This is a genomic window from Pseudomonas sp. GL-R-26, assembly GCF_019947365.1.
GTDB lineage: Bacteria > Pseudomonadota > Gammaproteobacteria > Pseudomonadales > Pseudomonadaceae > Aquipseudomonas.
Window position 1 is genome coordinate 221959 of sequence record NZ_JAGYGI010000006.1, and the last position, 14669, is coordinate 236627.

Sequence of the window (14669 nt, forward strand, 5' to 3'; positions counted from 1 at the left end):
ATGCTGATTCCCGTGATTCTCTCCGGCGGTGCCGGTACAAGGTTGTGGCCGGTGTCGCGTGAAGGCCATCCCAAACCGTTCATGGCATTGCCCGACGGCCAGTCGCTGCTGGGCAAGACCTATCGGCGTGCCGCGGACCTGCTCGATGGCTGGGGCGATATCGTCACGGTGACCAACCGCGAGTACTACTTCCAGAGCAAGGATCACTTTCGGGACGCGCACCTGGGCCGGCATCGCGGGCACTTCCTGCTGGAGCCGACGGGTCGCAATACCGCGCCGGCCATTGCCGCTGCCGCCCTCTCCCTCCAGGCCCTGCATGGCGACGACGCGATCATGCTGGTCATGCCCGCCGACCATCTGATCGTCAATGTCGACGCGCTGAAGGACGCGGTCGAGCATGCCGTGACATTGGCCAGGCGCGGTCACCTGGTGACCTTCGGTGTCGTGCCGACCGCTCCGGAAACCGGTTTTGGCTACATTGAAGCCGGCACATCACTGGACGACAAAGGCGCGGCCAGCGTGCGGCGCTTCGTCGAAAAACCCGACCTGCAAACCGCGACGCATTACGTGGAAAGCGGCAACTTCCTGTGGAACTCCGGGATGTTCTGCTTCTCGGTCGCCAGCCTGCTGGCCGAACTGCAAACCCATGCTCCCGATTTGCTGGAGCAGACGCAGACCTGCATGACCGCCAGCGCTGCGGTGGAAAACGCCGGAAGCCTGCAGCAGGAACTGTCGCCGGCCCTGTTTGGCGAAATCATGGATATTTCCATCGACTACGCGTTGATGGAGCGCTCCGACAAGGTGGTCGTCGTGCCGGCCCGTTTCGACTGGAGCGACATCGGTTCCTGGAGTGCGGTGGCCGCGCTGGTACCGGCGGATGCTCAAAACAACCGCGCCGTCGGCGAGTCGATTTTCATCGACAGCCACGACAACTTCGTCCAGAGCGATAACCGTCTGGTCGCAACCGTGGGCGTGGACAACCTGATCATCGTCGACACCGCCGACGCGGTGCTGGTGGCCCACGCCGACCGCGCCCAGGATGTGCGCCGGGTGGCCAGGCAGCTCAAGGATAAAGAGCACGAAGCCTATCGCCTGCACCGTACGGTCAGCCGACCATGGGGCACCTATACCGTGCTCGAGGAAGGCCCGCGCTTCAAGATCAAACGCATCGTGGTCAAGCCCGGCGCCAAGTTGTCGTTGCAGATGCACCACCATCGCAATGAACACTGGGTGGTGGTCGAAGGCATGGCCAAGGTCACCAACAATGGCACCGGCACGCACCTGGTGGCCAAGAACGAATCGACCTTCATTGCCGCCGGTCACAAGCATCGCCTGGAGAATCCCGGCGTAATCGATCTTGTGATCATCGAAGTGCAAAGCGGCGAATACCTGGGAGAGGACGACATCGTCCGCTTCGAAGATCAATACGGCAGGACGGTTTGAATGCTGCGTAATCTTTACCAATCGCTGTGGAATTACCGGGGTTTCATCCTCGGCAGCGTCAAACGGGAGTTTCAGGCGCGTTATCGCAACTCGCTGTTCGGTGCCTTGTGGACCGTGCTCAATCCGCTGTCGATGATCCTCGTCTACACGGTGATCTTTTCCACCATCATGCGCGCCCGCTTGCCAGGCGTGGACGACGGGTTGGCCTATAGCGTCTACCTGTGCGCCGGCCTGCTGACCTGGGGACTGTTCGCCGAGATCACGACGCGCAGCCAGAGCATGTTCCTGGAGAACGCCAACCTGCTGAAGAAAATCAGCTTCCCGCGCATCTGCCTGCCGGTCATCGTGCTGCTCAATGCCGGGATCAATTTCGCAATCATCCTGGGGTTGTTCCTCGGCTTTCTGCTGATCAGCGGGCGGCTGCCCGGCATGGCATTGCTGGCGCTGGTGCCGTTGCTGGTCCTGCAAGTGATCTTCGCCGCGGGGCTGGGGATGATTCTGGGCGTGCTCAACGTGTTCTTTCGCGACGTCGGGCAGTTTTTCGGCATCTGCCTGCAATTCTGGTTCTGGCTGACGCCCATCGTTTATCCGCTGTCGATCCTGCCGCCGGGCATCCAGCGCGTTATCGAGCTGAACCCGATGACCGCACTGATGAACAGCTACCAGAACCTGTTTCTCTACAATCAATGGCCAGACTGGAGCTCGCTGGTGCCGTTGCTGGTGATCGGCCTGTTGTTCTGTGGGATGGCGCTGCGGCTGTTCCGCCAGCGTGTCGGTGAAATGGTGGACGAGCTCTGATGGGACATATACGTGTCAGTGGCCTGGGCAAGGCCTACAAGCAGTATCCGAATCGCTGGAGCCGGCTGTTCGAATGGCTGGTGCCGTTTTCCCGCACCCGGCATCACCTGCACTGGGTGCTGCAAGGGGTCGATTTCGAGATTCAGCCGGGCGAAGCCGTGGGCATCGTCGGGGTCAACGGAGCCGGCAAAAGCACGCTGTTGAAGATGATCACCGGCACCACCCAACCCACCTGCGGCGACATCCGGTTGCAAGGTCGCGTGGCGGCGCTGCTGGAGCTGGGCATGGGCTTCCACCCGGACTTCACCGGTCGGCAGAACACCTTCATGGCCGGGCAGTTGCTCGGCATGCAGGTCGAAGAAATCGAAGCGCTGATGCCGGAGATCGAGAGCTTCGCCGAAATCGGCGAGGCCATCGACCATCCGGTTCGCACCTACTCCAGCGGCATGCAGATGCGCCTGGCCTTCAGCGTGGCCACCGCACGGCGCCCGGACATCCTGATCGTCGATGAAGCGCTGTCCGTGGGTGACGCCTATTTCCAGCACAAAAGCTTTGATCGCATCCGCAACTTCCGCAAGGCCGGCACCACGTTGCTGATCGTGTCCCATGACCGCTCGGCGATCCAGTCGATCTGCGACACCGCGATCCTCCTGGAAAACGGGCGCATGGCCATGCGCGGCAAGCCCGAAGAAGTGATGGACTACTACAACGCCATGCTCGCCCAGCGCGAGGGCCAGACGGTGCGCCAGGAAATGCTCGCCAACGGGCAGGTACAAACCATTTCCGGAACAGGCGAAGCGGGCATTCTCAGCGTCCGCCTGCTTGACCCCAAGGGCCGTTCGGTAGAGGTGGCGGAAGTCGGTCAGGCGATGGTCCTGGAAGTGCAGGTCGAGGTGCGCCAGGACATCGAGCGACTGATTCTCGGTTTCATGATCAAGGATCGGCTCGGCCAGCCCATGTACGGCATCAATACCCACCGGGTCGACAAAGCCCTTACCGACCTGAGTGCCGGCGAACGCATCACCTACCGCTTTGCCTTCGACATGCGCCTGGGCAAGGGCAATTATTCGGTGGCCCTGAGCCTGTCGCGGCTGGATTCGCACCTGGATCGCAATTTCGAATGGCGTGACTACGGGCTGGTCTTCCACGTGATCAACAATCGCCAGGAAGACTTCGTGGGTTGCTCCTGGCTCGAAGCGCAGACCAGCGTGACCCGTTCCAGTGAGAATCGGGTGGAATCCATTGGGGAAACACAATGAGCAGACTGTTGGTGGAATGTACCTACGTCTTCGAACACCCGGATGCCAACTCGGGCATTCAACGGGTCGTTCGCAATGTGATTCAGCAACTGCCGGCCGCCGATGCCCAGCGTGAATGCATTCCGGTGGTGATGATCAATGGCGCGTTGTTCGAGGTGAAAAGCCTGGCGCCCTTGCCGACCGTCAAAGTGGACCTGATGAGCCTGCGGGTGAAGCTCGAACAGTTCGCCAATCAATTCTGGCTGCGCCACCGCACACTGGAACGACGCCGCCCTTTCAGCCAGTCGAAGCTCGCCCGCCGGGTGCTTTACGTCGGTTGCCGTCTGACCGCGTTCGCCTGCCTGAGCCTGCCGATGCGCCTGCTCGATCGCGCACTCAAGGGCAAGAAGGTTCCCGAACGCTGCGTGCCGTTGCAGCATCGCGCCGGCGATCAACTGGTGCTGCTGGATTCGTCCTGGCACGCCAACTTCTTCCCCCTGGCCGAGCAACTCAAGCGTGACGGGGTGGGCATCGTTTCGGTGATCTACGACCTGATTCCCCTGACCCACCCGCAGTTCTGCGACGCAGGATTGGTGAAGGTGTTCAACGAATGGTTCGACTGGATCGCCCGCACCGCCGATGGCTACGTGGCGATCTCGACCACCATCCGCGACCAGGTTCGCCAGGAGATGACCCGCAGGATCGGCTCCACGCAGGTACAGCAACGCTGGTTCGACTACTTTCACCTCGGTTCCGAACTCGACTTGACCGATGCCCGTTCCGCCGTCGACCCGGGGCTGCTGCAGATGTTCAAGACACCGGATCCTGTGTTCCTCATGGTCAGCACCATCGAGCCGCGCAAGAACCATGCGTATCTGCTGGACGCGTTCGAGCTCGCCTGGGCGGCCGGGTCAAAAGCCCGGTTGTGCATCGTCGGCAAGATTGGCTGGAAGTGCGAGGTGCTGATCGAACGTATCCGCCGGCATCCGCAATTGAACCAGCGCCTGTTCATGTTCAACACCCTCTCGGACAAGAGCCTGGAACACGCCTACTCCCACGCGACATCGCTGGTGTTCCCCTCCTACGTCGAAGGGTTCGGCTTGCCGCTGGTGGAAGCCATGCAGCGAGGCCTGCCGGCCATGGCCAGCGATATCCCGGTGTTCCGCGAAATCGGTGGCGAGTACATGGCGTATTTCGACCTCGCCGACCCGCAGAACCTGGCCGACCTGGTCACCGACATGGAAAGCGGCGGCGCGTTTCCCGCCCCCCTCAACCTGGATAACTGGCGTTGGCTGAGCTGGCGCGAGGCGAGTGCACAACTGGTCGGACGCATCCAACGCAACCTGCACAGCGATGCGAAGGTGCCTGAGAGTCAGCATGCGAATTGCCCTTAACGCCCGCATCCTCCAGGCCCCGCGCACGGGCATCGGCCACTACGTCGCCGAACTGGCGACGGCCCTGGCCCGCGAACCGGACGTCGAGTTGTCGTTGTTCCATGGCTGGGGCTGGAGTTCGACCCTGCCTGAGGCAGCGATGCCCGGTTACTCGCGTCTGACGCCGTTGCTGCGCCAGATCCCGGGAGCCTATCAGGCGCGGCGCTGGCTGGAGCAGAAACGCTTTGATCAGGGCCTCGCGCAAGCCATCGACCTCTACCACGAACCGAGTTTTTGGCCGCTGTCGTTCGACGGCCCGACCGTCATCACCCTGCATGACCTGACTCACCTGCACTATCCCGAAACGCAGCCACCGGCGCGCTTGCGAGAAATCGAACGGCGCGTGGCCGACGGCGTGCGACAGGCAAGCCTGATTCTTACCGACTCGCAATACATTGCTGACGAAACCCAGGCGCATTTCGGGTTACCGGCCGAGCGCTTCGTGGTAGCACCGCTGGGTGTGGCCGCGCGCTTCCACCCCCGTGAACCCGAGGCCATCGATCAGGTCCTCAAGGCACACGGCGTCGAGGCGCGGGAGTATTTTCTCTGCGTCGGCACCCTGGAGCCGCGCAAGAACCTGCCCCTGGCCCTGCGCGCCCATGCCCTACTACCGGAAACCGTGCGCCAGCGTTTTCCGTTGCTGATCGCCGGCATGGCCGGCTGGCAGCGCCAGCAGCTCAACGACGAATTACGCTCCGCCCTCGCGTCAGGTCATGTGTGCCTGCTGGGGTACCTGCCTGACGAGGATCTGGCGCAGTTGCTGGCCGGTGCCCGGGCGCTGGTCTTCCCTTCGTTGTACGAGGGGTTCGGCCTGCCGGTGCTGGAGGCCATGGCCAGTGGCACCCCAGTGATTCTGACGGGTGAATCGGCGATGCCGGAGGTGGCTGGCAATGCCGGCAACTACATCGAGGCGCACGACCCCGACACCTTGCGCGATGCCCTGCAGCGGTTGATCGACGACCCGGCGCATTGGCAGGTCTGTCGCGAGATGGGCCTGCAGCGAGCGAAGCTTTTTTCCTGGGAGCGTTGCGCGACGGTGACCGCCCGCGCCTACCGCCAGGTAATGGAGAACTGATATGCGCGTTCTGCACTTTTATAAAACCTACTTGCCCGACTCCATAGGTGGCATCGAACAAGTCATTTTCCAGATGAGCGAAAGCGGTGCCCGCCATGGTGTCGTCAGCAGCGTGCTGACCCTGAGCAATAACCCGGCACCGGGCGTGTTGCAAATCCGCGAGCACCAGGTGCATCAGGCCAGGCTGGATTTTCAACTCGCCTCCACCGGTTTTTCCTACAGCGTGTTCAAGCAGTTTCGTGAGCTCGCGGCTGAAGCCGACGTGGTCAACTATCACTTTCCCTGGCCCTTCATGGACCTGGTGCATTTTGCCAGCGCCACCAAAAAACCCAGCGTGGTGAGTTACCACTCCGACATCATCCGCCAACGTCATCTGCTCAAACTGTACCGGCCGTTGATGCGTCGGTTCCTGGACAGCGCGGATCGAATCGCCGTGGCGTCCCCCAACTACTTTCACACCAGCGATGTGCTCAAGGACTACCAGGACAAGACCCGAGTCATCACTTATGGCCTGGACAAGTCGGGTTATCCGAAGCACGACGCAGCACGGACCGAGCGCTGGCGCCAGAAGCTGGGGGACAAGTTCTTCCTGTTCGTCGGTGTCATGCGCTACTACAAAGGGCTGCACATCCTGCTCGACGCGATGCAGGGGCTGAACTATCCCGTGGTAATCGTCGGCGCCGGCCCGCTGGAAGCGGAGCTGCATGCCCAGGCCAGAGCGCTGGGCCTGCAGAACCTGCACTTCCTCGGCTTCCTGGGCGACGAAGACAAGGTCGCCTTGCTCGAGTTGAGTTATGCGGTGGTGTTCCCGTCGCACCTGCGCTCCGAGGCCTTTGGCATTTCGCTGCTGGAAGGCGCGATGTATGGCAAGCCGATGATCTCCAGTGAGATTGGCACTGGCACCAGTTACATCAACATCCATAACGAGACCGGGCTCGTGGTGCCGCCGAGCAATCCATCGGCATTTCGCGAGGCGATGCGTACGCTTTGGGAAAACCCGGTGCTGGCGGCGCAAATGGGCGAAAAAGCGCAGGCCCGTTATCAAAATCTGTTTACAGCGGACGAAATGGGTCGTAAATGGGCTGCGCTGTATGAGGAACTGCTGGACGAAAAAGCCCTCGCCTACGCATGAGGCTTTTTGGCTGGAACCGACTTGTCTCTGCTGCGGCTTTCCAACAGTGATACGATCCCTCGACTGTAGATTTTCCACGGCTTGCGCACGATGTGTGCAAGCCGTGGACATTCCCTATTGACCCCTGACTTTCTGCTGACCGCCTATGCAACGTCTGCTCAATGACCGCCTGGACTGGAACCTGCTGCGCACCTTTCGGGTGATTGGCCAGGAGCAGAGCATCAGCCGCGCCGCCGCCCGCCTGCACCTGACGCAACCGGCAGTGAGCCAGGCACTCAAGCGCCTGGAAGAACAGCTGGGCCGCCAACTGATTGCCCGTCGCGGGCCACGTTTTGCCCTGACCGAAGTCGGCGAGCAGATCTTCGCCCTGGCCGGGGAAATCTACGGGCAAATGTCCCAGGTCAGCAGCGTACTGGAACAACCGGCCGACGAAGTGATTGGCAAAGTGCGGTTGCTGATCATCAGCCGGATCTTCTCCGAGCGCTTTGATGACTTCCTCGCCGACTTCCACCGCCAGTACCCGCGAGTGGATCTGGAAGTCGACGTGATGCGCAGTTCCGACATCGTCAGCGCACTCCAGGAAAAAACCGCGACCCTTGGCCTGAGCCTCAATCGACGCCCACAGCCACGCCTGGAGCAGCGTTTGTTCCTGCGTCAGCGCTATGCGTTTTTCTGCGGCAAGCACCATGGAATGTTCGGCCAACAGGATGTCGCCGAAGGGGATTTGCAACGGGAGAACTTCGTCAGCTTCACCAGTGACCAGATCGGCGGCATGCTCTCGCCGCTGACGATTTTTCGCGATCAGCAGGGTTTCAGTGGCCGCATCGTCGCGTCGTCACCGAGCCTGGAGGAAGTCCGGCGACTGGTGATCGCCGGCTTCGGTATCGGCTGTCTGCCCGAGCACGTGGTGGCGGCCGACGTTGACGCCGGATTGCTATGGCGCCTGCCGCCCCACGAGGGGATTGCCGATGTGGACATTCATTTGCTGTGGAACCGCGAACAACGCATGAGCCGGGCCGAGACGATCTTTCTCGAAAGCCTGCAACAACGGCTCACGGACTAAACGCGCAAGACCCGCGCCACCGGCCCGCAAGCGTTCAAGCAGGCGCAGTGTATGGGCTGATTGATGACGCTGTCGCCGCGACCGTGCAGCTTGGTGGTCAACATTATGGCTCGCCCAATTGAGCGGGCGAGTTCGCAGGGCATTTTTTATTGGTTGGATAGCGGTGGGTTCAATAACCCAGTAGACGGTCCGCACAGTTCAATAACGGTTCGCCGCTATTCAATCGACGGAAGTTCTCCGCCACTTGCTCGGCAATGCAGTCATGGGAAGCCGCCGAAGCCATGTGCGGGGTGATGGTTACACCGGGCATACTCCATAGCCGATGTTCGAGCGGCAGAGGTTCCTGTTCGAAGACATCCAGCAAGGCGCCGCGCAAGTGCCCGCTCGCCAAGGCCTGTTCGAGGTCATCGATGTTCAAATGACCACCCCGGCCACAGTTGACCAGTGCCGCGCCGCTGGCGAGCTGCTCGAAAGTGGCTCGTCCGAGAATCCCGCGGGTTTCGCTGGTCAGCGGGAGCAGGTTGATCAGCAACTCGACGCCGTCGAGAAACGGATGCAACGCATCAGCCCCGGCGAACGTGCGCACACCCGGCAAGTCCTTGCTGCGCCGTGCCCAGCCGCGCACGTCGTAACCGGCTGCGACCAGGTCCAGAGCAATCGCGCTGCCCAGCGATCCGAGCCCCATTACTCCGACCTTGAACTGCCCCGCCGCCCGTTGCAGCGGCCGCTCCCAGCGCTGCTCCCGCTGTTGCGACAACACCTGATCAAAACCGCGGTGATAGTGAATCACCGCCCAGCGCACGTACTCAGTCATGCCCTGGCGATGGCCCGGGTCGACCACACGGCAAACCGGCAGGTCCGGGCATGACGGATCGTGATCGAGGTGATCGATACCGGCAGCCACCGAGTGAATCACCTGCAGGTTCGGCAATGCGCCGAGACTGCCCGGCAAGGGAAACCAGCACGCCGCCACCTGCGCATTGGCGGCCCGGGGATCATCAGCTAGCACGGCAGTGAGTTGCGGCGCACTGCGGGCAAACGCCGCCTGCAATTGCTTGAGCAGCAAAGTGTCGCGGGACAGCAGAACCACGGTATTGATGACGGCGTTCATGACAAATAAGACTCGCGCTGGGATTCGATCAACGTCAGTGCGGCCTCCCAGGCCAGGTCGATGATGTTGTCCTGCTCATCACGGTCAAACTGTTCGGCGGTGTGTGCGCACACTTCCGGTGACGGGTAATGCAGGGCTGAACCACCGGCCAGCGCTTGCACCTGGGCTTGACAGGCGCGCTCCAGGAAGTGGATTTCCTGGAATGCCTGGGCCACGCCCGAGCCCCCCACCAGCAACCCGTGGTTGCGCAGGATCATCGCCCGGTGCGGACCGAGGTCGGCGATCAAGCGCTCGCGCTCATCCAGTGACAGCGCGATGCCCTCATAGGTGTGATAGGCCAGCTTGCCGTAGAACTTCAGCGCATGCTGACTGATCGGCAGCAAGCCCTGCTTCTGCGCCGCGACCGCCATGCCGGCCGCCGTGTGAGTGTGGATCACACAGTTCAAGTCCGGACGCGCCATGTGGATCGCCGAGTGAATCACGAAGCCGGCGGCGTTGACCCGATGGCCTGCGTACTCCGGGTCGACCACCCGCCCATCCTGATCGATGCGCACCAGGTCCGAGGCGCGCATGCGGTCGAAGATCACCCCGTAGCGGTTGATCAGGAAGTGGTGCTCGGGCCCCGGTATCCGCAGGGTGATGTGGGTGTCGATCAGGTCGGTCATGCGAAAGTGCGCGACCAGTCGATACAGCGCAGCCAGTTCGCAACGGGCTCGCCATTCAACCGGGTCGATGTGTGCAGGTTTACTCACGAATACACCTCTTTGGCAGCGTGGGTGACGACCGGGTTGGCGCGCAGGCGGGCCAGGCCGCAAACACCGATCAGGGACAGGGCCGAGAGCAAGGTGAAGAACACCGCCAGCGGCAACCATTGTCCGGAAAACTTGCTGGCCAGCAGGGTGCCGATCAGCGGTGTGGTGCCCCCGGCCACGGCGCAAGCCAATTGGTAGGCGATGGAAATGCCCGAGTAGCGCAGGTGCACCGGGAAGGCCTGGGTCATGTAGCCGGCGATCACCGCGTACAGCGCCGAGAGAATCACCACCGCCAGGGCAATGCCGGCAGTCATGAACACAATGTTCTGCGTGCCCACCAGCAGGAACATCGGGTAAGGCGTGACCATGCACAGCAACGCGACCCACTTGAGAAAACGACCTTCACCGATACGTTCGGCCATCAGCGCCGAGAGCGGTTGCGAGAGCAACTGGATGACGGTCACCAGAAACAGGCAATCGAGAATCGTCGAACGGGCAATGCCCTGGTATTGGGTGACGTAGGTGATCATGAAGGTGTTGGTGAAGAAGAACCCCGCCGAGCCGATGGTCACGGCCGCGGCGGCGAACAGGATCTGCCGCCAGCAGGTGCGGATCACGTCCATCACCGGGTACTTGGCGGTCTCGTTGTTGTCCCTGGCCTTGGCGAATTCCGGCGACTCGTGAACCCCGGAGCGGATCAACAGGCCGACCATCATCAACACGCCGCTGGCGAGGAACGGCAAGCGCCAACCCCAGGCTAGGAACTCGTCCGGCTCAAGGGACGTCACCAGTCGGAAAGCGATCAGTGCCAGCAACAAACCGGCCGGGCTGCCGAGCTGGGCGAACGACGCATAGAACGTCTTGCGCTTGGCCGGCGCATGCTCGCTGGCCATCAGCACCGCCCCACCCCACTCGCCACCGACCGATATGCCCTGAATGACACGCAGTACGATGAGGCCAACGGGCGCCCAGATGCCGGCGCTGGCGTAGCTCGGCAACAGGCCAATACCCGCGGTGGCGATTCCCATCAAGGCCATGGTCGCCAGCAGCATTTTCTTGCGCCCGAGACGATCCCCCAGATGCCCGAACACCATCCCGGCCATGGGGCGGGCAATGAAGCCGACGGCGAAACTACCGAATGCAGCGAGAGTACTCATTACCGGGTCGCTACTGGGGAAGAACACTTGCCCGAGGACCAACGCCGCCGCGGTGGCGTAGATGTAGAAGTCGTAGAACTCGATAGTCGTGCCAATGAAGGCAGCGGCCGCGGCTCGGCGCGGTTGGGGAGTAGTGTGCATGCAAGGACCCTGTGTACTTATAGTTTTGGGCAGGTGTTGAGGCTGGCGACGATTGCGCTCTGTGGCGCTTGTGGGCTTTATCGCTTCCATGCCAGGATTAGTCAATTTTCAAATTCTTATCTTTACTATTAGCACTGCTACTGCATGAGGTTTTATGCCTTCCACTTCCAACCCTTGGGTCGGCCGGCGCTTTCTCAATGACCGCCTCGACTGGAACCTGCTGCGCACCTACCTGGTCATCGGCCAGGAAGGCAGCATGAGCCGCGCCGCCGCGCGACTGCACATCACCCAGTCGGCGGTCAGCCAGGCGTTGAAACGACTGGAAGAACAATTGGAATGCGTGTTGATTGCCCGCAGCGGACGACGCTTTGACCTGACGGAAACCGGGGAAGAAGTCCTGCGCATAGCGGCAGATATCTACGGGGATATTTCACGCCTGGGGACGGTAGTTGAGAGTCGTCACGACGACGTGGTGGGCAAGATCCGCATCCTCACCGTCAGCGGAGTTCAGGCGCGGCATTACGATGATTTCCTCGCGGACTTCCATGAAACCCACCCGAAAATCGAGCTGGAAGTCGAGGTGATGGGCAGTTCGAACATCATCAGTTCGCTGCTGCAAAAGACCGCAACCATCGGCGTCGGCCTGTGCCGCCTGCCGCAGCCGCGGCTGGAGCAACGGGTACTGTTTCGAGAGACCTATGCTTACTTTTGTGGCCAGCGTCACCGGCTGTTCGGACAAGAGAACCTGACCCTGGAACAACTGGCGGCGGAAAACTTCGTCAGCTTCACCAGCGATCAACTCGGCGGCAATCTTTCCCCCCTGACGCTGTTCCGCGACCAACAAGGCTTCACTGGCAAGATCGTCGCCTCTTCCACCAGTTTCGAAGAAATTTATCGCTTGATCTGCGCAGGTTACGGCATCGGTGCCTTGCCCACCCATCTGGTGCGCCGGGATGTCGAGCAAGGTCTGCTCTGGCGCTTGCCGCCGGAAGACGGGGTGGTGGATTTCGATATACAGCTGTTGTGGAATCGCGAACAGAAGATGAGCCAGGCCGAAACCGTGTTCCTCGAGAGCTTCCAGCACATGCTCAGCATCCGTGAGCCTGTGCTGTGAAGCCATGGGAGTTCAGACGTGAGGATCGCCTGGTGCCTTGCTCGGCGCTGCGTATTGCGGCTTGAGGTGTCCGTCCTGATCCAGTAGCCAGGCATCCATGATCTCCCGCACGACCGGTCCGGCGACGCGACCACCGGCCTCGCCGTTTTCGATCATCACCGAAATCACGATTTTCGGGTGCTCGGCCGGGGCGAAACCGACGAACAAGGCATTGTCGCGGTTACGCTCGCGGGTTTTCTCCCGGTTGTAACGCTCGCCCTGCTTGATCGCCACCACTTGTGCGGTACCGCTCTTGCCAGCAATACGGTACTGCGCCCCCGCCGCTGCGGCCCGGGCAATCCCGTGGGCATCGTGCATCACCATCTGCATGCCGTGGTTGACCTGCTCCCAGTCGCGAGGATCCTTGAGCAGGATGTTCGGCATCGGATGCTCATCCACCGGCGCGACACCGTCCACGGTTTTGGCCAGGTGCGGGCGATTCCACACGCCTTTGTTGGCAATCAGCGCCGTGGCCTGGGCCAGCTGCAGCGGCGTGACCTGCATGTAGCCCTGACCTATGCCGAGAATCACCGTCTCGCCCGGGAACCAGGCCTGACGACGGGTGGCACGCTTCCAGGCCTGGGATGGCATCAGGCCGGGGGATTCTTCATTCATGTCCAGGGAGACTTTCTCACCGAGTCCGAACATGGCCATGTAGTCGTGCAGGCGATCGATACCGAGCTTGTGTGCCAGGTCATAGAAGTAGGTGTCATTGGAACGCATGATCGCCGCATCCATATCCACCCAGCCGTCGCCGCTGTGGTTCCAGTTGCGGTACTTGTGATCGAAATCCGGCAGTTGGTAATAACCGGGGTCGAACACACGGGTCTGTGGCGTAACGACACCGGCATCGAGGCCGGCGATTGCCACTTCCGGCTTGATGGTCGAACCCGGCGCATAGAGACCACGCAGCACACGGTTGAACAGCGGCCGATCAATGGAGTCCCGTAGCGTGGAGTACTCCTTGGAACTGATACCGGTGACGAACAGGTTTGGATCGAAACTCGGGTTGCTGACCATGGCCAACACCTCACCGGTCGACGGATCCAGCGCGACCACCGAGCCACGACGATCCCCCAGGGCTTGCTCGGCGGCTTCCTGAAGCTTGACGTCGAGGCTCAGGACAATGTTTTCGCCTGGCACCGGGTCAGTGTGCTTGAGCACCCGCAGCACGCGGCCCTGAGCATTGGTTTCGACCTCCTCATACCCGACATGGCCGTGCAGTTGCGCCTCGTAGAATTTTTCGATCCCGGTCTTGCCGATGGATTGGGTACCCCGGTACTCGACGTTATCCAGAGCCTTTGACTCTTTTTCGTTGATACGTCCGACGTAGCCGACCGAATGAGCGAAGTGCTCGCCCAATGGATAGTGCCGAACGAACTGCGGCTCGACATCGAGGCCCGGCAAGCGGAACTCGTTGACGGCGAGTACGGCAATCTGTTCTTCGCTCAACTCATAGAACAATGTCACGGGTACGAAGGGGTGACGTGCCTGCTTCATCGCCTTGTCGAACTGCGAGCGGTCTTCGGCGGGCAAGTGCAGGAGATTGACCACCTCGTCCAGCTCACTTTTAACATCGGTGGCGAGTTCGCGGGTGATGGTCAGATTGAAGCTGGGACGGTTGTCCGCAAGGAGTACGCCGTTGCGGTCATAGATCAATCCGCGGGTAGGCGTAATCGGCAGGACGTGGACGCGGTTGTTTTCGGAAATGGTCGAGTGATAGTCGAACTCGACCACTTGCAGGACGTACAGGCGTACCACCAGCGCACAGGTAATGGCGGCAACGAACAAGGCGCAGGCCAGGAGTCTCTTGTTGACCAGGCGTGTTTCTTTTTCGTGGTCCTTGATCGGTATCGGTTCAGGCACTTGTACAGCAACTCTTTGAAAAGAACGCCGATCCGTGGGCGCAAACTCAGTCCATTAAAAATGGACTGCACCATACCAAAAGCGTGGTGCCTGGTTTGTGTGATTTTTTTCACAATTGACCTTGGCTGGCTCGGCCCTTTTTTCGAGCGCAAAAACAAAACCCCAACTGCTTTCGCAATTGGGGTTTCGGAATTTAATCTTGACGATGACCTACTCTCACATGGGGAAACCCCACACTACCATCGGCGATGCATCGTTTCACTGCTGAGTTCGGGATGGGATCAGGTGGTTCCAACGCTCTATGGTC

General features: G+C 61.0%; 12 protein-coding genes and 1 rRNA gene. 8 read left to right on the plus strand and 5 right to left on the minus strand.

All coding sequences use genetic code 11. The features are described 5' to 3' along the window. From KGA96_RS09210 to KGA96_RS09240, 7 genes are all read left to right on the plus strand, one after another. Complete coding sequence (locus tag KGA96_RS09210) at positions 1-1443, plus strand: mannose-1-phosphate guanylyltransferase/mannose-6-phosphate isomerase (protein ID WP_223512537.1); 1443 nt, start codon at positions 1-3, stop codon at positions 1441-1443. Then, positions 1444-2241, plus strand: a complete 798-nt coding sequence (locus KGA96_RS09215) for an ABC transporter permease (RefSeq protein WP_046043217.1) — start codon at positions 1444-1446, stop codon at positions 2239-2241. Further along, complete coding sequence (locus KGA96_RS09220; protein ID WP_223512541.1) at positions 2241-3500, plus strand: ABC transporter ATP-binding protein; 1260 nt, start codon at positions 2241-2243, stop codon at positions 3498-3500. Before KGA96_RS09215 ends, KGA96_RS09220 begins: the two co-directional genes overlap by 1 nt. Continuing rightward, positions 3497-4873, plus strand: coding sequence for a glycosyltransferase family 4 protein (locus tag KGA96_RS09225; RefSeq protein WP_223465782.1), 1377 nt, complete (start codon positions 3497-3499; stop codon positions 4871-4873). The genes KGA96_RS09220 and KGA96_RS09225 overlap by 4 nt, the downstream gene beginning before the upstream one ends. Next, positions 4857-5987 (plus strand): glycosyltransferase family 4 protein, encoded by a 1131-nt coding sequence (locus KGA96_RS09230; RefSeq protein ID WP_046043222.1) that lies wholly within the window; start codon positions 4857-4859, stop codon positions 5985-5987. Before KGA96_RS09225 ends, KGA96_RS09230 begins: the two co-directional genes overlap by 17 nt. Before the next feature lies 1 nt (position 5988). After that, on the plus strand, positions 5989-7119 hold the full coding sequence (locus tag KGA96_RS09235; protein WP_046043223.1) for a glycosyltransferase family 4 protein: 1131 nt from the start codon (positions 5989-5991) through the stop codon (positions 7117-7119). A gap of 145 nt (positions 7120-7264) precedes the next feature. Then, positions 7265-8182 (plus strand): LysR family transcriptional regulator, encoded by a 918-nt coding sequence (locus tag KGA96_RS09240; protein WP_046043224.1) that lies wholly within the window; start codon positions 7265-7267, stop codon positions 8180-8182. A gap of 169 nt (positions 8183-8351) precedes the next feature. Here KGA96_RS09240 and KGA96_RS09245 read toward each other — a convergent pair whose 3' ends face one another. From KGA96_RS09245 to KGA96_RS09255, 3 genes are read right to left on the minus strand one after another with little or no spacing between them, the layout of a single operon-like run. Continuing rightward, positions 8352-9293 carry a 2-hydroxyacid dehydrogenase gene (locus KGA96_RS09245; protein WP_223512544.1) on the minus strand — a complete coding sequence of 314 codons (942 nt, stop codon included), beginning with the start codon at positions 9291-9293 and terminating at the stop codon, positions 8352-8354. Continuing rightward, complete coding sequence (locus KGA96_RS09250; protein ID WP_223512546.1) at positions 9290-10045, minus strand: class II aldolase/adducin family protein; 756 nt, start codon at positions 10043-10045, stop codon at positions 9290-9292. The genes KGA96_RS09245 and KGA96_RS09250 overlap by 4 nt, the downstream gene beginning before the upstream one ends. After that, a complete protein-coding gene (locus tag KGA96_RS09255) occupies positions 10042-11343 on the minus strand; it encodes an MFS transporter (protein ID WP_223512550.1) in 1302 nt (433 codons plus the stop codon). Before KGA96_RS09255 ends, KGA96_RS09250 begins: the two co-directional genes overlap by 4 nt. Before the next feature lie 154 nt (positions 11344-11497). On the opposite strand from KGA96_RS09255, the gene KGA96_RS09260 reads away from it, so the two are divergent. Then, the gene (locus tag KGA96_RS09260) at positions 11498-12457 is read left to right on the plus strand and encodes a LysR family transcriptional regulator (protein WP_008051112.1); all 960 of its coding nucleotides are present in this window, start codon (positions 11498-11500) and stop codon (positions 12455-12457) included. A 12-nt stretch (positions 12458-12469) separates the two neighbouring features. Here KGA96_RS09260 and mrdA read toward each other — a convergent pair whose 3' ends face one another. Beyond that, entirely contained in the window at positions 12470-14362 is a 1893-nt protein-coding gene (gene mrdA, locus KGA96_RS09265; RefSeq protein WP_223512551.1) for a penicillin-binding protein 2, read from the minus strand. A 197-nt stretch (positions 14363-14559) separates the two neighbouring features. Then, a 5S ribosomal RNA gene (gene rrf / locus KGA96_RS09270) occupies positions 14560-14669 on the minus strand; the annotation flags it as partial.